Source organism: Pseudideonella sakaiensis (assembly GCF_048320135.1).
GTDB lineage: Bacteria > Pseudomonadota > Gammaproteobacteria > Burkholderiales > Burkholderiaceae_C > Ideonella_A > Ideonella_A sakaiensis_A.
In genome coordinates this window covers 5,583,484-5,607,297 of sequence record NZ_CP182947.1, presented here as the reverse complement: position 1 = coordinate 5,607,297, position 23,814 = coordinate 5,583,484, and the positions used below count along the sequence as shown (strand labels likewise).

Genomic DNA, 23,814 nt, shown 5'->3' with positions numbered 1-23,814 from the left:
ATCTCAGATGCTCAGCAGCCGCTTGTACCAGGGTTTCGCGGCCGATGCGCGCACCGGCTGCTCCGGCAGCAAACCGAGCGCTGGTGCCACCAGTTCAGGCGCAACATCGTCGAGGATGGCCTGCGGTCGCTCGTAGACCATCCGCAGCGCCTCTTCCTTGCCGACCGACGCCGCCGCACGGTCGACCGCTTCGGCCATCTGCGGATTGCGCATGTTGACCGTGTGTGCATCGCTGGCGATCAGGTGGACCAGGCCCTCGTCGAGCATGCGCTCGCTCCAGTAACGCGCGCGCTTGCCGAACTTGCCGAGGATCGCCGCGGCCGTCAGCTGCATCCAGACGCCGCGCTTGGCCAGCGTGACGAAGGTCTGGTAGTTGTGCTCGATCCAGACCAGCCGCTCCGGATGCGTCAGCACCGGCTGATAACCCTCGGCCATGATGTTGAAGACCGACGATTCGAAATTCGGCGGCGGTACGTGATGCGACGGCTCGAGCAGGAAATAGCGCGATCCGTTCAGTGTCGGCACGCGGCCGGATTTCAAGCCATCGAGCAGTTCGGGCACCAGGTGGGCATCGGCCCCGACCACCAGCTTCAGCGGGATGCCGTAGGTATCGAGCGCGCGCTGCAGCTTGTCGCGCTCGGCATGGATGCCGGCGCTGTCGTTCATGTACAGGCCGGGGTAGATGTGCGGCGTGCAGGCCATCACGGTGGTGCCGTCGCGCACCGCAATGCGCGCCATCTCGAGCGACATCTCGAGTGTCTTCGCACCATCGTCGATGCCGGGCAGGATGTGGGAATGCAGGTCGATCATGGCTTCCGTGCGGCCGAGACCGGCTTCAATTCGAATTCATCAAAAAACATCACGCCGGTCATGCCGGCGCCGGCTTCCCAGGCGGCTGCGCTTTCCAGCTGCAAACGCACTGCGCTGCCGCATTGTGGCGGTATGCGCACGTCGACCTCGAAATGCGTCCATTTGCGCTGCGTATCCTTCATCGGTTGCGACTGCGCAAAACGATCGCCTCCTCCGGCGCAGCGCAGCGCCCAGACCAGGCCCTCACGGGTGCGCATGCGGTCGCTCATGTAGTTGCCGCTCAGCGTGTAGCGGTCGTCGAGCAGCAGCATCGGCTGCGAGACCATCGGCTGGGGCAGGGCGCCGCGGCCGGTCAGCTCGACCTCGAGCATCAGCCCGGGGTTTGGCGCTGCCGACGTCTGGTAGACATTGATGCCTTCGACACCGGTCGCCGGCTGCGGCCAGCGCCAGTCGAAACCGCGTTGCGTCGATTGGCGGTCGAAACCCGCGTTGAACAAACCCTCGTCGACCTTTTTCTGCAGGCTGACCCACAAGGTATAGGCATCGAGCCAGTTGCCCTCGGCTTGCAGGCGGTCGATCATCGCCAGCGTGGTTTCCGGGCGCACGACGCCGAGGCGGCTGCCTTCGGTGAAAAAGCCTTGGACCAGACCGGTCGGAACCTTTGGATCGAGGCTGGCCAGCGCCCAGTCGAGCCAGCGCGAGTCGGCATTCAGCTGCGCCATCAGCGCCGGCTGAGCCTGCGGTGTCGTCATCATTGCGGTGACTGCCTTCATCGCCTGACCATAACCGCGTTCGAGCATCGGCACCAGCGCGACTGCCGCGGTCTCCCAGTCGCCGCTGTTCAGCCCGGCGGTGGCCTGGACGACAAGCAGGCTCGGGTTGTACGGCGCCAGTTCCTTCGCTGCCGGCAGCAGTTGCAGCGCACGCGGATCCTGGCGTTCGAACCAGGCCCGTGTCAGCGCGCCATAGGCATGGCTGTCGCCGATATTGCGCCGCACATGCTCGAGGTAGACCTCCGGCTCGGCCTTCACCTGCCGGCCGGTCGGCCATTCGGTGCAACCCTCTTCGAACGGCCATTCGGCCAGCCAGCAGGCGCGCGCCAGCTGCTGCGGCACCGCAAAGGCCCAGATCAGCGCCGCCAGCAGCAGCCACGCCGAAACCCAGACGACAAATGCCAGGCGTCTGGCGATCATTCGCGCTCCTTCATGTTCAGATTGGCGAGCACGGTGCCGGATTTCGTGCCCCAGAACTCGGCCGTCAGGCCGTAGCTGATGCTGCGCCCGGCCTGCTGCGGGCTGCGCGCGAGCAGCACGATTTCACCGCGCACCCGCAGAATGCCGGGCTGCTCGCTGTCGGTCCAGCGCATGCTCTCGACGCTGATCTCAGGGTAACGGTCCTGCAGCGCCATCGCCGGCCGGAACAGCGAACCGGTGACGTTCTGCCCGGCCAGGTAGGCATTGGTCGACTTGGTTGCCGCCGGATTCGACAATTTCGACAGCAATTCGATCAGGTAGTGTTTTGCCTTTACCGCATCGACATCCCATGTCTTGGCCGTCTGCACAACGGCCGGCTGGGCCGGGGGCGGGGATTCGGCGACGGCGATCTGAGGCGCTGGCGCTGGCCGCGGGGGGTAGGGGGCGGGCGCCACCTGCGGCGCGGCGGCAACACGCTGCTCGACAGGCGCCGGCGCCGGTGCTGGGGTTGGTGCAGCGGCGGGCGCGGGCTGCGGCGCTGGGGCCTCGACTACGCGCGGCGCCGGAACAGCAGGCTGCGGTGCCGGCGCAGGGGTAGGAGCGGGGGCCGGAGCCGGTGCCGGGGCTGGCGCAGGTGGTGGTGCAGCTGCCAAGGTCGACGTCGGCGCGGGCGCAGACAGCTGCTCGGTCCTGATCATGCCGCTCGGCAGCGACGGTGCTGGTGCGGGCGGCGGCGCCGGTGCACGAGCCACGGCCGCCGGTTCGAGCGGCGCTGGTGCAGGCTTCGATGCCACAGCCGGTTGGCGTGCAGGCTCGTTGCTGCTGGCGGCAGTCTGCGGCGACCGCTCGTTCTGTTGGCGGGGCGCTTCCGTGTTGCTCGCCACCGCGGTCTTTGATTGAACGGCAGGCGCTGCCGGCGCGGCGGGAGGGGTCACCGGACCTGGCGCGATGCGTTCGGTCGACGGTTCGATTGACGGCGACGACGTCAGGCGACCGCCCGTCTGATTCGCATTCGTTGCAATAGGCGCCGTCGTGCCGTCGGCCCGCACCTCGGGGGCCCGCAAACGTTCGTTGACCGGCCGTTCAGCCAGCGCCGTGGCGGTTCGCTTCGAAGACGCTTCATCACCGCGACGCTCGGCACTGGCCCGGGCTTCCGGCTCGGTACCGGCAATCACCAGCATGCGGCCTTCCTGGGCATCGTGCGCGGCCCACATCAGCAGTCCGACCGCTGCGGCCGAGACGCCGCCGATCGACAGCACCACGCCAAATACTTTTGGATAACGTGCGCGCAATGAATGCCAGCGATCGGCCAGGCCATGGTTCAACTCGATGCGGCGAACCCGCTGGCCGTCGTCGCGCTCGTGCCTGGCGCCCTGTGCCACCACCGATCGTTCGGCGAGCTGATCGTCGTACTGGTCGCGCAAGGTCGGGTCGCTGAGGATCTCGTGCGCCCGATTGACGATGCCGGCGGCATTGGCTGGCAGGCCGGGCACGCCGCGGTCCGGGTGAGTCAGCCGGATCAACGAGCGGTAACGGGTGCGCAGTTCCTCGGGCGCAAACGCCTTCGGCGTCAGCGCCATCACCTGGTAATGCGTGTTGTCGGGTGCGAAACAGGCGCGGCGCACAAACAGCCGGGCCGCCTCGGTCAGTTCGTTCGCATCGGCGTCGACATCGTCCGGAATGCGTCCGAGCGCCCACAGCGCCACGGTATTGAGCTGCGCATACAGTTCCCGCGGCTCACCGAGGCGGACCGGAAAGTTGCCCGGAGCCAGCCCGAAATCCAGCAGGATTTCGGCCAGCTTTTGCGAACTTACCTCGATCGACACGTCCGGATCATGCCTGCTGCTTCAACGGCAACGGCGGTTGGGTCGGCATGAACGGCGTCTTCTCGGGCTCGTTTTCCTGACCGTAACCGTAGTAGTTGTCGTAGGTGTAGTAGGCGGTATTTTGCGCCGTCGTCTTCGTCAGCACGACGCCGCGCGGCACGATGCCGGCCATCCGCAGGCGCCTGAACGCGTCCTTGATGTGGCTCTTGCGGGTCTGGCTTGCCTGCGCGACGTACAGCACCGAATTGACCTGGTTGCCGAGCACGATCGCATCGGCCAGGCCGAGCACCGGCGGGCCGTCGAAGATGATGTATTCGACGCCCTTGGCTTCGAGATGTTCCATCAGCTCGCCGAGTTTCGGGCCTGTCAACAAGTCGACCGGGCTCGGCGGAATCGGCCCGGCGGTCATCACGAACAGGTTCGCAATCTCGGTCGGGCGCAGCAGTTCGCCTTCCGGATGGTGGCCCGACAAATAATTCGACAAGCCTTGCGAATTGCCGATGCCCAGCGAGCGGTGGATCGTCGGATTGCGCATGTCGGCGTCGATCAGCGCGACCTTGCCGCCCAGCTGCGCGAAATTGATCGCCAGCGCGAGCGAGGTCGTCGACTTGCCTTCGGCTTTCGTCGTGCTGGTCACGACCAGGCGCCGCGGTGCACCTTCGGAGGTCGAGAACTGCAACGCGGTTCGCACCGAGCGGTAGGCCTCGGCCATGTGCCCGCGAGCGTCGGTGAAGGTCAGCAGTGCGAGACTGGTCAGCTCGCGCTGGTTCTTGACCTTCGGGATCACGCCCAGCAGCGGCACGCCGAGGATGCGTTCGACCTCGTCGGCAAACTTGATCGAATCGTCGAAGGATTCCATCAGGAATACCAGCCCGAGCCCGAGCACCAGTCCGGCCAGCAGGCCGATCGCCGCATTCAGTGCAATCCGCGGCTTGTACGGGAACAGCGGCACCTGCGCCTTGTCGACGACCTGGATGTTGTTGGTCTCGACGCCGCCGGCGACGCCGACTTCCTTCACCTGCTGCAGCAGCCCGTTGTAGAGCTCGCGGTTGGTATCGACCTCGCGTTTCAGCAGGTTGAAATCGACGCTGCGCTCCTGGCCGGCGACGATTTCCTGGCGGGTTTCGCGCAGCCGGGTGCGGATCAGTTCCTCCTGACGCACCGCGGTATCGAGCGCATTTTTCACCGACGCGAGAATATTCTGCACTTCGCCCTGGATCTTCGCGTCCAGATCGTCGATCTGCGCCTTCAGCTGCTTCATCTTCGGAAATTCCGCCTTGTAGATCTTGGCGTTTTCCTGGTATTCGGCATCGAGTTTGGCGCGCTGCTCCTTGTAGGCCTGGATCGTGCGGCTTTCGAGCACCTGGCGCGCAGTATCCGGGTTGCTGCGGACCGCCTGGTATTCCGAATCGGCCTTGATGCGGTCCTGCTCGGCCTTGCTCAGCGCGGTCGAGAATTCGACGAAGGTCTGGTTGACGACGCTGGTTTTTTCGTCGAGCGTCAGGATATTTCGTTCACGTGCATAGGCCTGCAGCTTGCGCTCGGATTCCTCGAGCCGCGCCTTGGTCAGGCCAAGCTGGGTTTCGAGGAACGATTTCGCATACGACGACGATTCGAGCCGCCGCTCGAGATTCAGCGCGATGAAGGCCTGCGCCATTGAATTGGCGATCCGCGCGGCGAGTTGCGGGCTGGCATTTTCGACCTGCACCTTGATCACTGACGAGTTGCGGATCTGCTCGATCTTCACTGTCTCCTGGAACGACTTGACCACCGCCTCGCGGCTGAACTGCTCAGCGGTGCTGACGGCCGGCTCGCGCAGCTTGTGGTAACTGTCGCCGATCTTGTCGAACAGGTTCTGCACCATCGCCTGCCAGCCGATGTCCTCGTCGGCTGCGCTTTCGCCAAGGCGATCGCGTTCGTTGCGCTCCCGGGTCGCCAGCGATACCGGCATCGGCAAGCCCTGCCGATCGAGCCGCAGTTCATCGATCACCCTCTCGGCGAGCACACGGCTTTTCAGCAGCTCGAGCTGGGTGCCCATGCCGGTGCGGTCGTCGACTTCCTGCACCGCGCTCTGATCGTTCTGGCCGAACTGGACCACTCGCGGCGCCCGCTTGTCAACCTGCAGCGTCGTCGTCGCGAGATACAGCGGCGTGCGGACAAAACTGACCAGCAACGCGGCCAGCAGGCCGACGATTGCCACCGAAATCAGCATCCATTTGTGCTTGACGATCAGCCGCCAGATGTCGCGCAGGTCGAGGACGTTGTCCTCCTGGTCGGCCTGCTGCTCGCGGGCATCCCATCGGTCGAGCATCCCCTGGTTGCCGCGCAATGCCAATGCCTGCGACGGCGGGTTGCCGCCACCATGGGCAAGCTGAAGATCGGGCCGGTTGGGCGGAAGGTCTTGTGCCATCGAATCGGTGTGCCTGCTCTATTTTTGGTAACTGGTGCCAGCCCGGACGCGCGCGGTTCAGCGGCCCATCTGATTGACGCTCGCCGAGAACGGGTTCAGCGTGTCGATGATGTCGCGGAACAGTGAATCGCGCAGCGCGGTGCGGCGGCTGTCGCGGTTGACGACGACGACATCGTCGCCCTGCAGCAACGGATCCTTTGCTTCGCCCTTGCGGATCTTCTCGACGTCGTATTTTTCGGAGAGCGTCTGGCCATCCGGCGTCAGCCGGAACAGCATCACGTTTTCCATGTCGGCCATCGGCGCGCTGCCGCCGGCGAGCGCCAGCGCGCGCAACAAGGTGATCTGGCCGTTGATCGGGTAGATGCCCGGCTTGGTCAACGCACCGTCGAGCGTGATCCGCTGGGTCGTGAATTCCTTGATGAAGATCGAGACCTGCGGGTCCTGCAAATACTTCTTGCCATAGGCGAGAGCAACCAGCGCCTCGGCGTCCGACGCGGTATAGCCACCGAGCTGGAGCTGGCCGATCAGCGGCAGCGCGACATACCCGGATGAATTGACGCGCACCGTGCGCTTCAATTCCTTGACGTTGAAAACCTCGACCTCGAGCAGGTCGTTCGGCGCGATCTTGTAGTCGTCGCCGATCGTGCTCGGCACCGGCAGGTTGCCGTCGTTGGCATCGATGCCGCCCGGCGTCGACTTGATGCCGGGCGATGCGGCGCCGCTTTGATTGAGCGGCGTGAATTCCGGCACGATGCGGGTATCGACCGGCGAGGTGCGGGCCTTGGCGGCGTCCGCTTGCGCCCAGGCATTGCCGAGGCCGAGGCCCAGCAGCAGCGTGGCGACGGTGACTATCTTCGAGCTGCTGGACAAGGATTGGAAAAATTGTCGACTACGGTTCATGCGCTTTCCTTCGTCCCACGGGCATTCCGGCAAATTGCTGCCAGGGCGGTCGATTGTAGAGGGCTGGCGAGGGTCGGTCCGTTACAGCCCTACAGTGGGCATCGGCGCCGGGGTCAACGCTCGTGTGGGTCGGTCGGGCGCAGGAAGATGCCCATCAGCAGCGCCGCCGTCATCGCCAGCGCCGGGATGTGCATGTTGAACTCGACCCAGCTGTGCAACAGCATCGCCAGGACGCCGAGGCCTGCCAGCAAACGCAGCAGCACCGGCCCGGCGACCTCACCGCGCCGTTTTCTTGCCCGGCGCAATTGCCACAGCTGGCGCAGCACGAGCGCCAGCACCAGCCCGGCGACCACCGGTGCGGCCCAGCCGAGTTCCATCAGCAACTGCGGGTAGTCGTTGTGTGCGTGATAGACATATCCGGTCGAGCGAATATCCTGGTACCTCGGGAATACCGATTCGAAACTGCCGATGCCAGTGCCCCAGGGCCAGAATGCCTTCGCCGCGTCGAATGTTGCCCAGGCGTAAGTATTTCGGACATTCGCATCGCCTTCGAGGACCGGTGCCTGCACGCGACCGCTGATGCCTTCGAGCCCGACCGAAAATGCGACGATCAGGCCGAATACGACCAGCAATGTGGCCATCCCGGCGATCTGCACCCGGCTGAGCTTTTCGCGCGCCGCCGCCACGTAGAGAAAAAACGACAAGACCAGCACCAAGGTCGCCGCCGACAGGCCGCCGCGCGACTGCGAGCTGAGGATGATCACCAGGAACGCAAAACCGAGCAGCATCCACAGTGGACGAAATACCGCAGCAGGCAACAAGCCGGTATCCGGCCTGCTCCTCGATGGGGGCGGCCTGCGAACCAGAAAATAGAACCACAGCGGAATCAGCATCGCCAGAAAGTCGGCGAGGTGGTTGCGGTTGGCGAAAGTGCCGACGAAGGCGCCGCCCGCACCTTGGGTACCAAAATAGAAAATCGACTGCGGGCCACCGACAAACTGCAGCACTGCCAGCACGACTTGCGCAATGGCGCCGGCAAACAGCAGCAGCAGCAAGCGGTCGATCGCGGTGCGATCGAGCGTGATGCCAGCCAGCAACATCGCCGATACCGGCAGGGCCGACCACATCGCCGTCCAGGTGGCCTGCGGATTCAGGCTCAGCGGCAACGACTGCGGCACTGGCGCTCCAGCGGCGGTCAGCGCGTCGAGATAAGCCTTGCGGCCTGGCAAGCTGGCCCATGCCTGCACATCGACCGGAATCAACTGGATTGCGGCGATCCACAACGGGCTCGCAGCAACCACACCGATCAGCGCCCACCACCACCATGGCTGCGCGCCACTGCGAACACCCGTTGAATTCGCACGCGTTTCGCCACCGACAGGTATCGGAAGCCAGCGGAAACTGCGTTGCGCGACCAGAATGGCCAGCAATGCGAGTGCCAGTGCCAACAGCACGACCAAGGCAACCTGCCGGTTGCCACCCCTGACGATCGGTGCAAGAAGCAGCAGGGCTGCCGCCAATAAAAAAACCAGCCGATCTGGCAATCGGCTGGCTTCTGTGGAGTGTCGTCCGCTACTGCTGCTCAATTTGAAGGAAGCGTGTCGCTGCGTGGTTCACGAGGAGATCAGTGAAAATCCAGGCCGGTTGGCCAGAACTCGAGGACGACAAAAAACGACAGCTGGCATCGCCAGCTGTCAGTTCTTACGCACCAAGGATCAACGCGGCGAAGTGACTTCGTCGTTGTTCTCGATCAGTGCAAAGCCGGCCGCCATACCGGCGGTGATGGCGATGCCCGTGCCAATGCCGGCACCGGCCCCGCCACCGCCCACTCCACCGCCGCCAACCTGCGCAACGCGGTAGGGGCTGAACATCTGCTTCGCCGAAGCCTGCAGCACCGCACAGCTCTGCTTCGAGTCAACCGTGAAATGCTGGCCGCCCTCGAGGGTGACGGTGCAACCATTGTTGAAGACGACACTGGCGCGGCCATTCGTCGAGACCAGCACGGTGTTGCCGTCGACCACCGGTGTGCCGGCGCCCGCCTTCGAGACAAACCCGTTACCGCCAATGCTGATATTGCCTTGCACGCCACCCAGCTTGCCGACCGGCTGCTGGTCCTTGGCTTGGGCCGACAGCGCGAGGCCTGCGGCCATCACGGCGACGGAAATCATCGTTGCTTTTTTCATTGTGGACTCCTTGTTGAGGGAAGCGTCTGCGCGATATTAAACGAGTTTTCGGCCGCCGCAAGTCTCGCTGAACAGAAAATTTTCAAGCAGACAAAGAACAGCCGGCTGAGCCGGCTGTCTTTCGGATCATCTGCGGGACAGTGTCAGCGCGGTGACGTGACCTCGTCGTTGTTCTCGATCAGTGAAAAACCGACTGCCAAACCACCAACGATCGCGGCGCCAGTGAGGGCCCCCCCACCGAGGCCACCGCCCGCGCCACCGCCCGTGCCGCCACCGACCGGTGCGCCCGGCTGCGCCACGCGATACGGCTTGAACATCTGCTGAACCGCAGCTTGCTGCTGACCGCAGCTCAGCTTGGTGTCGACAACCATGTGCTGGCCACCCGACAGCGGAACGCTGCAGCCATCCTTGAACTCGACCGTGACGCGGCCGTCGGTCGACACCAGCACCTTGCTGCCGTTGACCAGGGGCGTGCCGGTTGACGGCCTTGTTGACAAAGCCGCTGCCGGTCACGCTGATGGTGCCCTTGACCCCGCTCAGGGTCCCGACGACGTCGTCTTTTGCGTGGGCTGCCAGCGAAACACCAGCGAGCATGGCGACGAGCAGTAATTTCTTCATTGGGACTCCTGTTGGTATTGATCTGCTGGCGATACTAACCCAACTGATCAACAGTTTGTGCAAGAAAATTCCGGCGGGATTGCATCGGACGCTGCCTGCCGCCTCTCAATGTGCAGCGCCGTTGCAACAGTGTGGCCAGACAATGGCCGGCAATGCCTGATTCCAATGTCTCCCGATCCTTTCGCTTCGACCGCCTCGATGCCATCCGTGGCTTTGCGATGGTCTGGATGGCGCTGTTCCATTTCGGCTTCGACCTCGATTATTTCGGGTTGATCGACGAAGACTTCTACCGCGACCCGTTCTGGACACGCCAGCGCGCCGTGATCGTGTCGCTGTTCTTGGCAGTGCCGGGGTGGGCCTGGCTGTCGCCGCCGCGCAAAAGCAGCCGTGGCGGCGTTTCTGGCGGCGCTGGTGGGAGATCAGCAGGTGGCGCGCTGCTGGTCAGCATCGGCTCCTACCTGGTTTTTCCGCGCAGCTTCATGCTCTTTCGGCGTGCTGCACGGCATCGCACTGATGTTGATCATCAGCCGGCTCGCCGGTCGAAACCCGCGTCATGCACGGTGGTTGGCGATCGGTGTGCGCCGTATTGATTGCGTTGCCGTGGCTGGTCTCACATCCGTTTTTTGACAGCCGCCTGACCGTCTGGGTCGGCTTGTTTACCCGCAAGCCGATCACCGAGGACTTTGTCCCGCTGCTGCCGTGGATGGGCGTGATGTGGTGGGGTGTGGCCGCTGGCCACTGGATGCTGGCACATCGGCCACATTGGCTGAGCGGCCCGCTGCCGCAGCGCGGTCGGGTTGTATTTGATTCCCTGGCCTGGCTCGGTCGACATGCGTTGAGCTTTTATCTGTTGCACCGGCCGAGGGTGCTCATCGGCGGCTTGTTCGGGTCTTCGCGCGGCGGGCATTTTGTAGGCTGTGTCGTCTGCGCTGGTTGATTGCCGCAAATTCGCCGCAGTCGGAAAATTTTGCAAGTTGTTGCACGTCGAGGCTCGAGCCGGGGGGCTCAGACGCCGACAAGACGGTGAACGGGGAGGCTGTCTTCCCGCTCAGCTCCACTTCGAAGGCCGGGAGGTCGCATGTTCAGCAACGCCGTTTCATCAGCCGTAGGGCGTCTTTACGCCGGTACCGCCATCGCGGAGCCCGACGCGCCAGCAACCGGTGCGGCCGGTCGAGCCTGTCGTCCGGGCGGAGCAGAGCACCCCCGGGGCGCCGTCAGACGATGGCCGGGGCGATGCAAAGGCGCAGCGCCAGGCACTTGCCGACGGTGTGCGCGCAGTCTTCGAGTCGACGGTCGGCACCGAAGCCGATGCCGCAACGCCCGATATCGATGATCCGCTGCGCAGGCTGGAAGGTGGGGACGACGAGGCCGCTGCGGCCGAGCCGACTCGCGCCGGCCGACCCCCAGCTCGAGGAGGCCATCCTGCGCTTCATCCACGCGGTCTTCCGCACCCTTGCCGAAACCGAAGGCGGCCCGATGGACAGCGGCCGATCGGTTCGCGGTGAGACCGGCGCGCCAGCGCAGCGCCAACAGCTGCCCGGCGTCAGCGCCAGCCGTGAGCAGCTCGGGCGGCGAATCGAGCTCGTTTGCCGAACGCCGCGCCGCCGCCGGCCCGGCTGGGCGCTCCGCCGCACTCGGCCGACCGCCACGGCGATCTCGGCGAGGCTTTCACTGCTGTGCGGCAAGCGCTCGGCGGCCACCAGGTAGCCAGGCGCCACGGGCAGCTCGGCCGGTACGCGTGGCGATGTCGCTGGTGATGTTGATGCAGCGCCTGGCCCACGCAGGACATGCAGCAGGGCAGCCCGCCATTGGACGAAGGGCTGCCGACGGTCGGTGGGTTGCTGCACGCGCGAGCCTGAAACTGTGCGGCGGCTGCGAGCTGACACCGCGCAATCGCAGCTAAAGCCGCTCCCACCGGCACAAACCCTGGGGCGACGGCCACCCCCGCGAACAGGCGGTTTTCGTGGCTGCGGTTCGCGCAGCATCCGTGAGGTTGAACCGCGGAGAACGGCGATGCAGCTGGAATTCACCCACCATGGCGCGGTGCGAGGCGTCACCGGCTCTTGCCACCAGCTGGCGCTGCCCGATGGCCAGGCGGTGCTGGTCGATTGCGGCCTGTTCCAGGGTGCCGAAACCTCGCCCGACGGGCGCCGGCCCCGGCAAGCTCGAAGTCGGCTTTCCGCTCGGCAAGGTGAGGGCGCTGGTCGTCACCCATGTGCACATCGACCATGTCGGCCGCGTACCGCACCTGCTGGCGGCCGGATTCAAGGGGCCGATCTATTGCAGCGAGCCGTCGGCGCTGCTGCTGCCGATGGTGCTGGAGGATGCGATCGAGGTCGGGTTCAACGCGCGACAAGGCCTTGATTGCCCGCTTCATCGCCCACCTGCGCCAGCAGATCGTGCCGCTGCCCTACAAGCAATCGGCAGACGGTGATCGCCGGCTCGCCAAGCCTGCGCGTGCGTCTGCAACCTGCCGGCCACATCCTCGGCTCGGCCTATGTCGAGTTCGAGGCAGAGCATGCCGGCAGCAAGCGCCGGGTCGTGTTTTCCGGCGACCTCGGCGCACCGTATACGCCGCTGCTGCCGGCGCCGCAGTCGCCGCTCGCTGCCGACATCGTCGTGATCGAGAGCACCTACGGCGACCGCACCCACGAGAGCCGCAAGAACCGCCGCGAGCGTTTGCAGGCGCTGTGCGAACACGCCTTCGGGAATGGCGGCTGCCTGCTGGTACCGGCATTCAGCATCGGCCGCACGCAGGAGCTGCTGTACGAGCTCGAGGACATCATCCACCGCAATGCCTCGCGGCCGGCTGCTGCAGGCCTGGCCTGGCGCGAGCTGGACATCATCGTCGACTCCCCGCTCGCTGCCGATTTCACGCGCGGCTACCGCAATCTCGCGCCGCACTGGGATGCCGAGGCGCGCAAGCGCGTCGATTCGGGCCGGCATCCACTGGCCTTCGAACAATTGACGACGGTTGCAGACCATGCTGCACACCTGAAGATGGTCGACAGGCTGGCGCGCAGCGGCCGCCCGGCGATCGTCATCGCCGCCAGCGGCATGTGCGCCGGCGGGCGCATCGTCAATTATCTGAAGGCGATGCTCGGCGATCCGCGCCACGACGTGTTGTTCTGCGGCTACCAGGCGGCCGGCACGCCGGGCCGCGCGATCCAGACTTACGGCCCGCGCGGCGGCCATGTCGACCTCGACGGTCAGCGTTTCCAGATCCGCGCCGCAATCCACACACTCGGCGGCTATTCCGCACATGCGGACCAGAAAGACCTGCTCAATTTCATCGGCCGCATGCGAAGCCCGCCAAGCCAGGTCCGCATCGTCCACGGCGACGACGCCGCCAAGCACACACTCGCCGGGCTGCTGCGGCAGCGCCATCCGGCGATGGAGGTGGTGATTCCGTGACCTCCCACCACCCAATCGCGGCTAAAGCCGCTCCCACGGGCATGCACATGACTTCGTGCCCCGCCCGCGGGCAGGGGCTTCAGCCCCGCTTCGGGCTGGTGCTGGTAAACAGGATCGCGGCTAAAGCCGCTCCGCCGGCTGCCGCAACGCCTGCGCCGCCCCGCGCAGCGCTGGCGGCGACTGGCGTCGATCACGTAGGTCGGGATCTCCGCCAGATAGGCCTCGTAGCGGCCCTTTGCGGTAAAGCGCAACCGAAACTCGGAGTTGTCGATCATGTCGCCGAGTTCGGGACGCCAGGCCACCGCCGATGAAGACGCCGCGGCGGGCGCCGAGTGTCAGCGCCAGATTGCCGGCGACGCTGCCGAGCAGCTTGAAGAACAGGCCGATCGCCTGCAACGACAGCGGATCGACCTTGTCCTTCGCGCGCTGGCTGATCGCCGGGCCGCTGAGCGATTCGAACGGCTCGCCGGCAACTTCAGCGCAGGCCTTGTACAGATTGACGATGCCCGGCCCGGAGAGGGCGCGTTCGGCGGATACATGGCCGAATTCCCGGCGCAGCACCGCAAGCACCGAGTTTTCCCAGTAATCGCCACCGGCCAGCGTCGCATGGCCGCCTTCGCCGGCGATCGCGGCATAACCGCCGCCAGGAACGGCAGCAGGCCACCGACGCCGAGCCCCGTGCCGGCGCCGAGCAGCCCCCAGGCCGCGTCCGCCGCCGCGACACCATCCCCGACCGGGCGCAGTTCGTCTTCGTCGAGCGAGCAGCCGCTGCAGGCCCATTGAAGCCTTCATCGCGGCAATCGAGAACACCCATTTCAGGTTCGTCATCTCGACCCAGTCGCCGCGCACTGGCGCCGCAATGCCGATCGCCGCCGATTGCGGTGCCTCGTCGGTGCGCTCGCGCAGGTAGTGCTCGACCATCTCGAGCGCGCCTGGACAGTCCTTGCAGTCGTAGACAGCTTCGGACTCGAAGGCCGGATCGTCGTCGCGCTGCAATGCAAACCGCGCGCGGGTGCCGCCGATGTCGCCGAGCAGCTTGACGTCAGCCATGTGTGCTCCTTCTCAACGGCGATCTCGCGACCGCCGACGCGCTATTCGGACTTGCCCTCGGCGCTGCCGCTGTCCGCCGTCACACCGCCCATCGCGTGGCTGAAACCGCCGTCGACATAGGTGATCTCGGAGGTCACGCCGGCGGCCAAGTCCGACAGCAAAAAGGCGGCGACATTGCCCACATCGTCGATGGTCACGTTGCGTCCGAGCGGCGCAGTCTGCGCCACCGCCTCGAGCATCTTGCCGAAGCCCTTGATGCCGGATGCCGCCAATGTCTTGATCGGGCCGGCCGAAACGCCGTTGACGCGAACGCCACGCGGCCCGACCGCGCTGGCGAGGTAGCGCACGCTCGCCTCGAGCCATGCCTTGGCCAGCCCCATCGTGTTGTAGTTCGGCACGCTGCGCACCGCACCGAGATAACTCAGCAAGCATGTGTCGGTGCAGCATGTCGCAGCGTGGCCTTGCCATCGCCGGGAAACTGTAGGCCGAGATGTCGTGCGCATGCGGAAGGCCTCGCGCCGACAACCCGTCGAGGAGCATCTCCGCGCGATCGCCTCACGCAGCGCGGCGCAAAACCGATCGCGTGGACAAAACCGTCGAACCGCGGCCAGCTCTTGCCGTAGATCTGCAAACAGCGCCTCGATCTGTGCGTCGTCGCCGACATCGCAATCGAATACCAGTTTCGAATCGAATTCCTCGGCATGACCGGTGATCCGGTCCTTGCAGCTTCTCGCCGACATAACTGAATGCCAGCTCCGCCCCTTCGCGGTGACAAGCCCGCGCAATCCCGTATGCGTATTGAGCGATTGACACCCCCCCCGTGATCAGCAGCCGCTTGCCGCTGAGAAAGCCCATGTTCAGATTCTCCGAAATCAAATCGCTGAAGACCGAAGTGTCGCACGGACGCAATCCAACGAGGAGTGGCTTGAGCCGCGATAGCAGCCGACGCAGAGCGCCATTCTCGGAAAGACGATCGTCGTCCCCCCACCGAAGGCGATACAGGGACACAGATCGCGTCGAGAATTGCTGCCATGTCTCTCCGGAAAGCCGCCGATGCCCCACCAGCGCTGCGACGAGGCCGGCGCCCTGCTGACATCGGAGGGCCTATCTGGTGACCACACTACCGATGGCCGGAAGCCGATACTTGCGGATTGGCGAGTTGCCCGGATCGTGGTGCTCGAAATGCGCCGGCTTGACGAGGAACTGGGCGCCTGTTCGCTCGCTGGCGTGGGTCGTGATGCCCGACCACTGGCATTGGCTGCTACAACTCAACGAGTCGCCTGACGAAGCTTTCCATCTGTCCGAAGCGATGCGCGCGGCCAAAGGCCGTTCGGCGCTGGAGATTACGACGGTCAAGCGCACAGGCAAGGTCTGGCAGGCCGGCTACCACGACCACGCCCTTCGCGAGGACGAGGATTTGCAGGCGATTGCGCGCTATGTCATTGCCAATCCCGGCGAGTGGGTCTTGGCCGACGACATCGGCGGTTTCCCTCCTGGGCGCGTGGCAGGTGGGCGACATCGTGGCGGTTGACGAGCGGCCGACGCAGAATCGCGCGAAAGCCGCTCCTACGTTCGAATGCATCTAAAGCCGCTCCTACGTTGGATCGCGGCTGACGCCCCTCCTACGCAATATCTTGCCTGAGCCTCCCCGACACCGCGCTACAATACTGGTTTCCCAAGAAGCTGGGATGGCGGATTCTTCCGGCCCATTTTTTTTGCCTGAACCGATTTTGATCTCGATTGCCGAGAGGACGCTGCACTTCGTGAACTGGTTGGACGCCTGTTGAACGCACCGTGACTGCCCTGGGGTACGACCTTGTCGATACCGAGCGGCGGAGGCTTGCTGCGCGTTGACATCCACTGGGTGCCCGGGCACGATTACGAGACCGGCGCCGGTGAGTTCATCGCACCGTCGACGATTGCGAGAAGGTCACGCGTCAGTCGCAGCATGTGCTCGAGGTCGAGGGCGCTGCCTACGAGCGGCTCGAGGTGCTCACGTGGGCCCGACCGCCGCTGAAGCGCGAGGCCGATTACGCGCGTTTTGCCGGCGAAAACGTCGCGATCACGCTGAAGCTGCCGTTCAAGGGGCGGAAAAAGTTTCAGGGGTTGTTGCAGCGGGCCGGAGAGGGGTGGCGGCGGGTGCTGAAGCAGCCGGAGGCGAAGAAGGGGAATGTGAAGGGCAAGGGGCCGGTGAAGGGCAAGAAGGTGGAATCGGGGCTGAAGCCCCTCCCACAAGCAATCTCTCCACAATCCAGAAGAGGCCCCCCAGCTCGCCCTCGATTTCACCCTCGACGAGGTGCGCGAAGCCCGGCGGTGCCGGTATTCAGGGGCGCCGCTTTACCGAGCAGGCAGCCTCGCAGACGGCATCGGACGGTGGCCGGGGATCATCTTGACGGAGGTCGCAGCTGTACAAATGAATTGCCGAAAGTTGTCGATGCTGGTGGACGCGATTTCGCGCGAAAAAGTGTGGGCAGCTGCAGGTTGTCTTCGGCGCCGTCGAGGCGCGCTCAAGTTCCCGCCTTGAAGAAGCTGCATGGCGGCGAAGTCGACATCCGCGTCACCGTCGACCGTGAAACCGGCGAATACTGGAGACCTTCCGCCGCTGACGCTGGTGCCGAACGAGGCCGGCCTGCAACTGCCCGATTCCGAAACCCGTATTTCGAGGCCGCCGAGGAGCATCCTCCCGACATCGAGGTCGGCGACGTCCAGGAGCCGGGTCCATTTTCGTGAACCATCGGCCGCATTGGTGCCCAGGCCGCCACCCTTCAGAAGATTCGCGACGCCGAGCGCGAGCAGCTGCTGACCGATTTCCTGTCGCGCGGCGAGAAGATCTTCGTCGGCACCGTCAAGCGCCTCGACAAGGGCGAGGTGATCGTCGAAGGGCCGTGTCGAACGGCTGCGCCGCAGCGAATATGATCCCGAAGGAAAACCTGCGCTCCGGCGACCGCGCTGTCTGCGCCTACATCGCCGAGGTCGCCGACGCTGCGCTGCAGATCCTGCTGTCGCGCAGCGCTCCCGGCTTCATGATGGAACTGTTCGCACAGGCAGTGCGGAAATCGAGCAAGGGCCTGCTCGAGATCAAGAGCTGCGCCCGTGACCCGGGGCAGCCGCGCGAAGATCGCCGTCGTCTCGCACGACAAACGTGTCGATCCGATCGGCACCTGCGTCGGCGTGCGCGGCTCGCGCGTCAATGCCGTCACCAACGAGCTGGCCGGCGAGCGAGCGTTCGACATCGTGGTCGGCTCAACCGCGCAGTTCGTGATCGGCGCGCTGGCGCCGGCCAACGTGCAGTCGATCGTCGTCGATCAACGCCACGTGATGGACGTCGTCGTCCTCGACGCAGCAGTTCGCGATCGCGATCGGCCGCGGCGGCCAGAACGTCCGCCTGGCGAGTGAACTCACCGGCTGGCGCATCAACATCATGACCGCCGAGGAAGTGCGCCGGTACAATCCGCCGAGTCGGAGACCGTGCGCGCGATGTTCGTCGACAAGCTCGACGTCGACGCCGAGGTGGCCGACATCCTGATCGCCGAGCTTCTCGAGCCTCGAGGAAGTGGCCTACGTGCCGATGCAGGAAATGCTCGAGATCGAGGGTTTCGACGAAGATACCGTCAACGAGCTGTGCACCCGTGCCAAGGATGCGCTGCTGACGATGGAAATCGCCAAGGAAGAAGGTCGATGACGTCTCGCAGGACCTGCGCTACTTCGAAGGCCTCGACACCGAGCTGATCGGCAAGCTGGCCGACGGCAACGTCCACACTCGCGACGACCTCGCCGACCTTGCGGTCGACGAGCTGACCGAGATGACACGCATCAGCGAAGAGATGCGCAAGGTGCTGATCATGAAGGCACGCGAACACTGGTTTACCGCCTGATCGACGATTCCAACGCGAGCAACCTGCCCGCGCCCGCCTTTGACCCCGAGCACCAGACAGAAGCAAGCAAAGTACACAATGGCCGTGACCACCGTCGCACAACTCGCCGCCGAGCTTGAACCGCTCCGCCACTGCACTGCTGGAGCAGCTGCAGCAGGCTGGCGTCGGCAAGGCGTCGACGGACGACGCCTTGACCGAAGTCGACAAGGAGCGCCTGCTCGACTACCTGCGCACCAGCCACGGCACTGCCGCCGGCGGTGAGCGCCGGAAGCACCCCGCGACGCGCAAGTCGACCAGCGAGATCAAGCAGGCCGATGCCTCCGGCAAGGCCCGCACGATCCAGGTTGAAGTCCGCAAGAAGCGCACCTTCATCAAGCGCGATGACGTGCCGAGCGGTGTCGAGGACGCTGCCGACGCCGAAGCCGAATTCGCCCGCCGCGAAGCCGAGGCCGAGAAGCAGGCCGAGGCGCTGCGCCAGCAGGAGGCTGAAATGGCCGCCAGCGACAAGAGGCGGCGACGTCAGCGGCCCGCGCCGAGGCGCGAGCCGCCGAGGCGCCGAGCGCGAGGCCGCCGAGAGGCGCAGGCCGACGCCGCAGCCGCGGCTGCCGCCGGCGGAAACCGCGAAGGCGAAGCCGGCGAGGAAGAAGGAAGCGGCCGCCAAGCCGCCCGTTCCGCAAAAGCGAAGGCCGAGGCGCGCGCTGCCGCCGAAGCCGAGGCCGCTGCGCTGAATGCCAGCGCGCGCAACCGCGGCGCCGCAAAAACCGCGCCGAAGGCCGCCGATGAGGAAGAGCCGAAGCCGGTGCCGGCGCGCGACGCCGCGAAGCCGGGCGAAGCCAGCCGGGTGGCCGCCGAACTGCCGCGCCGACGCCGGCGCCGACCCCGCTGGAGGCGCCGAAGGGCCCGTTGCGCGTGATCAAGGCTGCCGACGTCGTCGACGAGGAAAAGAATCGCCAGTACGAAGGCCGCTGATGAAGCCGCCGCGATCCGCGCGATGATGAACGCGCCAAAGCGCGTGCTGACCGCGAAGAAGGAAGAGCCTGCCAAGCCGGAAGCCGGCAAGGAAGGCATCAAGGGCACGATCCACAAGCCGGCCGGTGCGCCGGGTGCAGTGCCTGCTGCCGGCAAGCCGGGCCACAAGAAAGTCGCGGAAGTCCGAGAAGCTGTCGTCGAGCTGGCCGATGACGCCGCCAAGCGCCGTGGCCTGAAGACGCGCAACGATTCCTGTGGCGGTGGCCGTCGGGCTGGCGTGCGCCGCGTGGGCCGCGGCCGCGGCGACCGCAACGACAGCTCGCAGTCGACCTTCGTCGCGCCGGTCGAATTCCAGGCGCAGGAAGTGACCGCCTGCCGGAGACGATCAGCGTGTCCGGCACCTCGCGCACAAGATGAGCGTGAAGGCGAGCGAGGTGATCAAGCAGCTGATGAAAGTGGGCCAGATGGTTACGATCAACCAGCAGCTCGACCAGGAAACGGCGATGATCGTCGTCGATGAGATGGGCCACACCGCGATGGCCGAGCCAAGCTCGACGATCCGGACGCCTTCCTCGAGGAGGAAAACGAGGACGAAGGCGATCACGAGATGCTGCCGCGTGCGCCGGTCGTCACGGTCATGGGCCACGTCGACCATGGCAAGACCTCGCTGCTCGACCAGATCCGCCGGGTACTGAGCGGCCGCCGGCGAGGCGGGCGGCATCACCCAGCACATCGGCGCCTACCACGTCGATACGCCGGATCACCTTCCTCGACACCCCCGGTCACGCGGCGTTTACCGCGATGCGGGCACGTGGTGCGAAGGCGACCGACATCGTGATCCTGGTGGTCACGCCGCCCACGACGGCGTGATGCCGCAGACGAAGGAAGCGATCAGCCACGCGAAGGCCGCCGGCGTGCCGCTGGTCGTCGCGATGAACAAGATCGACAAGCCGAAGCCAACCTGGAACGCCTGAAGAGCGAGCTGGGTGGCCGAGGAAGTCGTGCCGGAGGAATTCGGTGGCGATTCGCCGTTCGTTCCGGTCTCCGCGAAGAGCGAGGGCATCGACAGCCTGCTGGCGGCGCCGCGCCGCAGGCCGAGGTGCTGGAGCCGAAGGGCGCCGGGGGCCTCAGTTTCCGGCCAAGGGCCTGGTGATCGAAGCCAAGCTCGACAAGGGCCGTGGCCCGGTCGCCACCGTGCGCAAAGCGGTACGCTGAAGCGCGGCCACGTCGCGCCGGCCGGCTCCAGCTTCGGCCGGGTGCGGGCGATGCTCGACGAGAACGGCAAGCCGATCGACGAGGCGGCCCGTCACTGCGGGTCGAGTATCCAGGGCGTTGGAGGTGCCGCAAGCCGGTGACGAGTTCATCGTGCTGGCCGACGAGCGCCGCGCTCGCGAGATCGCGACCTTCCGCGCGGCAATGCGGAAGTGACGCTGAACAAGCGCCGTGCCGCCAAGCTCGAGAACATGTTCGAGACGGCTGAAGGCCAGGCGCAGGCCGCCGATCGTCAAGGCCGCCGTGCACACGTTCCAAGGAGGCGCTGGTCCAGAGCCTGCTGAAACTCAGCACCGCCGAGGTCAAGGTGCAGGTGGTGCACGCTGCGGTCGGTGGCATCAGCGAGAACCGACATGACCTCGCGATCGCGTCGAAGGCCATGATCGGCTTCAACGTCCGCGCCGATGCGCAGGCCCTGAAGCTCGCCGAAGGCAATGGCGTTGATCCGCGTTACTACAACGTGATCATGATGCCGTCGACCAGCTGACGACGTCATGAGACCCGGCACGCCGGCGCCGGAGCAGAAGGAGAAGTCACTGGAATTGCCGACTCGCATGTCTTCGTCATCGAAGATCGGCACGGTCGCCGGCTCGATGGTCTCACCGCCGGCGTCGTCCGCCGCGGTGCACGCTTCCGCCTGCTGCGCGAAAACGTCGTCGTCTACACCGGCGAGTCGTAGTCCGTCCGCCGCATCAAAGACGACGTCCGGGAAGTGGCCGCCGGCTTCGAGTGCGGTATCAAGCTGAAGGACAACGACATCAAGGAAGGCGACCAACTGAGTTCTTCGAAGTCAAATAAGTGGCGCGGACGCTGTAAGGCCGGCGCATTTTTGGGATGGGCTACCCCTCGTGGAAGGGGCGGCCATTGTGGGAGGGCTGCATTTGTGGAGGGGCTTCAGCCCCGATTCAGGCTCTGGGATAGATAAAATTGGCTGAAGCCCCTCCCACAGCCATGCCACCCGCAGAGCAGCCGCCCGTTCGCACACCCAGCCTCATCACCCCCTCAACCGGGAGAGGGGCCAGGGGCCGACCATGCGACCATAGGCCCCTGCATCTGCTGCTTCCGATTGACCGAACTGCACCCCCAAAACTCGCCACCCCCAAAAGCTGGCGGGGTTTGCCTTTATACATCTAAGACTCTGCCAAAAGGAGCAAAACGCCATGCGAAACAAACGCGCCATCCCCAACCGCAGCTTCCGCATCGCCGACCAAATCAGTGCTACCGGCGCTGCCAGCTGAAAGTACCCTATCCAATGACCATCCGACGCGGGTCCAGTGACCCCCGCACCACGCCAAGGTCTTCTTCTCGGTGCGCAGCGGCCGCCGGCAGGAGTCCGAAACCGGCCTCAACGAGGCGGCAGGCTTCCTGCGCAACGGCCTCTTCAAACGCCTGCAGATCCAGACCGCGCCGACGCTGCACTTCCTGTTCGACCGCACGACAGAGCGGGCCGCCGAGCTGAACGAACTGATCAAGCAGCGAATTCGACGCAGGCGAAGGATTGAGAATTGTGCGAAGGGCTGAACCTCACCACAACATCCGCACCAAATGCCGATAGCGCGCCGCATCGCAGCTGACCAGCGTCAATCCTTGCAGCTCGCTTTGCGCAGCCAGCATCCGGTCGAATGGATGACGGCGTCGATTTGGCCAGGAGCGGCTCGCAAGGCATGTCGTTGATCGATTGCAAGCGGTGTAAAGCCGTTGGCATTGAGCAGTTCGACAAGTCGCGTGGCAGCCTCCGGCACCCCAGGAACTTCCGCCAGGTGCTGCTGGGTCTCGCAATTTCCCAGGCGCTGGCCGCGCTGACAAAGATCTCGTTCGCTTCGTCCATCAGGGCGCTGCGCACGGCGGCCGACAGTTGCGGGGCTGCTCGGGCTCCACCACCAGATCAGGGCGTGCGTATCGAGCAAGAGACGCAACTGGCCGACTTGCTCGCTCACTCACTCCTCCCAGGCATGCAACTCCTCATCTGGCAACGCGTCGAAAACTGTCGCCGAGCCTCCCCGTAGCGGCCCGGTTGCCGTCTCGGGCCGGGGCGCGGGAACCACCAACCTGGCGTAGGGTTTGCCAGCCTTTGCCAAGATGATCTCCTGCCCTGCATGGGCCATATCGAGCAGGCGCTAGAAATGGGTCTTCGCCTCGTGAACGTTGACAACGGCGCTCGTAACATCATGGACTTAGTCCAGGAAGCGCCCTGTATACGCTGCCTCGGCCTGTAGGAGCGGCTCTTCAGCCGCTATTTCCTCCCGGGAGAATCGCGCCTTCAAGCCACTTCCCCAATAGAAGAATCAACCACACCGCGGCAAGCGGCGCCCCGCCTTGCCGCTGATGAAATCCGCCTCCCACCCGCCCGCGCATCCCCGCCGTCCCGTCCACGGCGCGCGCCGCTCGACAAGCGCCTGCCCGCTCCAGTACGGACGAGTTGCAGAAGGTCAAACGCCTGTTCCGCGCCGAAAAGGCCGGTCACACCGGCACTCTGGAGACCCACTCGCGGGGCCCGCCCCGCTTCGGCGCAGCGACGAAGTTTTCACAGGTGAGCCTCGACGCCGACAAGCGCTATACCGCGACGCTGCGCCTCGGCGTGACGACGAGCCGACGGCAGATGCCGAAGGCGAGGTGCTGGAAACCCGCCCGGTGGACCGCCCGACGGCAGACCGATCAGCCCGCCGATATCGAGGCGGTGTGCGGGCGGTTTGTCGGCCAGATCAAGCAACTGCCGCCGATGTATTCCGCGCTGAAACGCGACGGCAAGTCCACGAATACGCCCGAGCCGGCATCGAGGTCGAGCGCGAGGCGAGGGCGGTGACGATCTTCTCGATCAAGGTGCTGGATGTGGCTGTGGAGAAATCGGGGCTGAGTCCCCACAGAGCCGGCCAAGGCTACTGCGGATAGGAACGGCGACTGCCCGTAGGAGGTCGAGCCCCGATTCAGGCTGGTGCAGCTGCAGACCGGGCCCGAAGCCCCTCCCGACAAACCCCGCCCAGCCTGCTGCAAAAAAGCTCGGTTGAAGAAGAACGCGACTGTGGGAGGGGGGCTTCAGCCCCGATTCGGGCTGGTGCTGCACCTGCAATCGCGGTGGAAAGCCGCTCCTGACGGCAATCGGTGCGAACGAGGCACCAGCCCTCATCACCCTCGACATCCGGCTGCTCCAAAGGCACCTACATCCGCACGCTCGCCGAAAGACATCGGCAAGGCACTCGGCTGCGGCGCCCATCGCCGCCCCGCGCCGCACCGAAACCGGCCCGCTGACCCGGTCACCGCCCTGACCCTCGCCCAACTCGAGCAAGTGACCAGCCT

At 65.3% G+C, this 23,814-nt stretch carries 18 protein-coding genes and 5 pseudogenes; 12 read left to right on the top strand and 11 right to left on the bottom strand.

Annotated features, from left to right (window positions below):
- Window positions 1-3 precede the first annotated feature (3 nt).
- The 8 genes from ACNH6H_RS25610 to ACNH6H_RS25575 form a co-directional block, all read right to left on the bottom strand.
- Window positions 4-810: a tyrosine-protein phosphatase gene (locus ACNH6H_RS25610; protein WP_418321081.1), complete on the bottom strand. Its 807-nt coding sequence runs from the start codon at window positions 808-810 to the stop codon at window positions 4-6.
- Entirely contained in the window at window positions 807-2,003 is a 1,197-nt protein-coding gene (locus ACNH6H_RS25605) for a hypothetical protein (protein ID WP_418321083.1), read from the bottom strand. The genes ACNH6H_RS25610 and ACNH6H_RS25605 overlap by 4 nt, the downstream gene beginning before the upstream one ends.
- A complete protein-coding gene (locus ACNH6H_RS25600) occupies window positions 2,000-3,829 on the bottom strand; it encodes a J domain-containing protein (RefSeq protein ID WP_418321084.1) in 1,830 nt (609 codons plus the stop codon). The genes ACNH6H_RS25605 and ACNH6H_RS25600 overlap by 4 nt, the downstream gene beginning before the upstream one ends.
- Window positions 3,830-3,836: 7 nt before the next feature.
- Window positions 3,837-6,239: a polysaccharide biosynthesis tyrosine autokinase gene (locus ACNH6H_RS25595; RefSeq protein ID WP_418321086.1), complete on the bottom strand. Its 2,403-nt coding sequence runs from the start codon at window positions 6,237-6,239 to the stop codon at window positions 3,837-3,839.
- Between the two features lie 57 nt (window positions 6,240-6,296).
- Window positions 6,297-7,139, bottom strand: coding sequence for a polysaccharide biosynthesis/export family protein (locus ACNH6H_RS25590; protein ID WP_418321088.1), 843 nt, complete (start codon window positions 7,137-7,139; stop codon window positions 6,297-6,299).
- A gap of 113 nt (window positions 7,140-7,252) precedes the next feature.
- Complete coding sequence (locus ACNH6H_RS25585) at window positions 7,253-8,593, bottom strand: O-antigen ligase family protein (RefSeq protein ID WP_418321489.1); 1,341 nt, start codon at window positions 8,591-8,593, stop codon at window positions 7,253-7,255.
- Between the two features lie 261 nt (window positions 8,594-8,854).
- Entirely contained in the window at window positions 8,855-9,322 is a 468-nt protein-coding gene (locus ACNH6H_RS25580; RefSeq protein WP_418321090.1) for a hypothetical protein, read from the bottom strand.
- A 143-nt stretch (window positions 9,323-9,465) separates the two neighbouring features.
- The gene (locus tag ACNH6H_RS25575; protein WP_418321145.1) at window positions 9,466-9,765 is read right to left on the bottom strand and encodes a hypothetical protein; all 300 of its coding nucleotides are present in this window, start codon (window positions 9,763-9,765) and stop codon (window positions 9,466-9,468) included.
- A gap of 35 nt (window positions 9,766-9,800) precedes the next feature.
- Here ACNH6H_RS25575 and ACNH6H_RS25570 point away from each other — a divergent pair, with 35 nt between their 5' ends.
- From ACNH6H_RS25570 to ACNH6H_RS25560, 3 genes are all read left to right on the top strand, one after another.
- On the top strand, window positions 9,801-10,100 hold the full coding sequence (locus ACNH6H_RS25570) for a hypothetical protein (protein ID WP_418321144.1): 300 nt from the start codon (window positions 9,801-9,803) through the stop codon (window positions 10,098-10,100).
- 67 nt (window positions 10,101-10,167) lie between these two features.
- Entirely contained in the window at window positions 10,168-10,530 is a 363-nt protein-coding gene (locus ACNH6H_RS25565; RefSeq protein ID WP_418321142.1) for a heparan-alpha-glucosaminide N-acetyltransferase domain-containing protein, read from the top strand.
- Window positions 10,527-10,877 carry a heparan-alpha-glucosaminide N-acetyltransferase domain-containing protein gene (locus ACNH6H_RS25560; RefSeq protein ID WP_418321141.1) on the top strand — a complete coding sequence of 117 codons (351 nt, stop codon included), beginning with the start codon at window positions 10,527-10,529 and terminating at the stop codon, window positions 10,875-10,877. Before ACNH6H_RS25565 ends, ACNH6H_RS25560 begins: the two co-directional genes overlap by 4 nt.
- Before the next feature lie 277 nt (window positions 10,878-11,154).
- Here the strand turns inward: ACNH6H_RS25560 and ACNH6H_RS25555 are convergent, their stop codons facing one another.
- Entirely contained in the window at window positions 11,155-11,658 is a 504-nt protein-coding gene (locus tag ACNH6H_RS25555) for a hypothetical protein (RefSeq protein ID WP_418321139.1), read from the bottom strand.
- A 407-nt stretch (window positions 11,659-12,065) separates the two neighbouring features.
- Here ACNH6H_RS25555 and ACNH6H_RS25550 point away from each other — a divergent pair, with 407 nt between their 5' ends.
- A complete protein-coding gene (locus ACNH6H_RS25550) occupies window positions 12,066-12,374 on the top strand; it encodes an MBL fold metallo-hydrolase (RefSeq protein ID WP_418321137.1) in 309 nt (102 codons plus the stop codon).
- A 23-nt stretch (window positions 12,375-12,397) separates the two neighbouring features.
- Window positions 12,398-13,354: an MBL fold metallo-hydrolase RNA specificity domain-containing protein gene (locus ACNH6H_RS25545; protein WP_418321135.1), complete on the top strand. Its 957-nt coding sequence runs from the start codon at window positions 12,398-12,400 to the stop codon at window positions 13,352-13,354.
- A 303-nt stretch (window positions 13,355-13,657) separates the two neighbouring features.
- On the opposite strand, the pseudogene ACNH6H_RS25540 reads toward ACNH6H_RS25545, so the two are convergent.
- Both ACNH6H_RS25540 and ACNH6H_RS25535 read right to left on the bottom strand, forming a co-directional pair.
- Window positions 13,658-14,404 (bottom strand): annotated as a pseudogene (locus ACNH6H_RS25540) (glucokinase); the annotation flags it as partial.
- A 41-nt stretch (window positions 14,405-14,445) separates the two neighbouring features.
- Window positions 14,446-15,144, bottom strand: a complete 699-nt coding sequence (locus ACNH6H_RS25535; RefSeq protein ID WP_418321133.1) for an SDR family oxidoreductase — start codon at window positions 15,142-15,144, stop codon at window positions 14,446-14,448.
- Window positions 15,145-15,530: 386 nt separating this feature from the next.
- Here ACNH6H_RS25535 and ACNH6H_RS25530 point away from each other — a divergent pair, with 386 nt between their 5' ends.
- The 7 genes and pseudogenes from ACNH6H_RS25530 (at window position 15,531) to ACNH6H_RS25500 (ending at window position 23,323) form a co-directional block, all read left to right on the top strand.
- Window positions 15,531-15,935, top strand: a complete 405-nt coding sequence (locus ACNH6H_RS25530; RefSeq protein ID WP_418321131.1) for an REP-associated tyrosine transposase — start codon at window positions 15,531-15,533, stop codon at window positions 15,933-15,935.
- Window positions 15,936-16,354: 419 nt separating this feature from the next.
- A pseudogene (locus ACNH6H_RS25525) lies at window positions 16,355-16,513 on the top strand (ribosome maturation factor RimP); the annotation flags it as partial.
- Window positions 16,514-16,817: 304 nt separating this feature from the next.
- Window positions 16,818-18,279 (top strand): annotated as a pseudogene (gene nusA / locus ACNH6H_RS25520) (transcription termination factor NusA).
- A gap of 78 nt (window positions 18,280-18,357) precedes the next feature.
- A pseudogene (infB, locus tag ACNH6H_RS25515) lies at window positions 18,358-21,295 on the top strand (translation initiation factor IF-2); the annotation flags it as partial.
- A 512-nt stretch (window positions 21,296-21,807) separates the two neighbouring features.
- Window positions 21,808-22,041, top strand: a pseudogene (locus ACNH6H_RS25510) (ribosome-binding factor A); the annotation flags it as partial.
- Between the two features lie 101 nt (window positions 22,042-22,142).
- Window positions 22,143-22,526 carry a hypothetical protein gene (locus tag ACNH6H_RS25505; RefSeq protein ID WP_418321129.1) on the top strand — a complete coding sequence of 128 codons (384 nt, stop codon included), beginning with the start codon at window positions 22,143-22,145 and terminating at the stop codon, window positions 22,524-22,526.
- A gap of 413 nt (window positions 22,527-22,939) precedes the next feature.
- Window positions 22,940-23,323 carry a hypothetical protein gene (locus tag ACNH6H_RS25500; RefSeq protein ID WP_418321127.1) on the top strand — a complete coding sequence of 128 codons (384 nt, stop codon included), beginning with the start codon at window positions 22,940-22,942 and terminating at the stop codon, window positions 23,321-23,323.
- The last annotated feature ends 491 nt before the right edge of the window (window positions 23,324-23,814 follow it).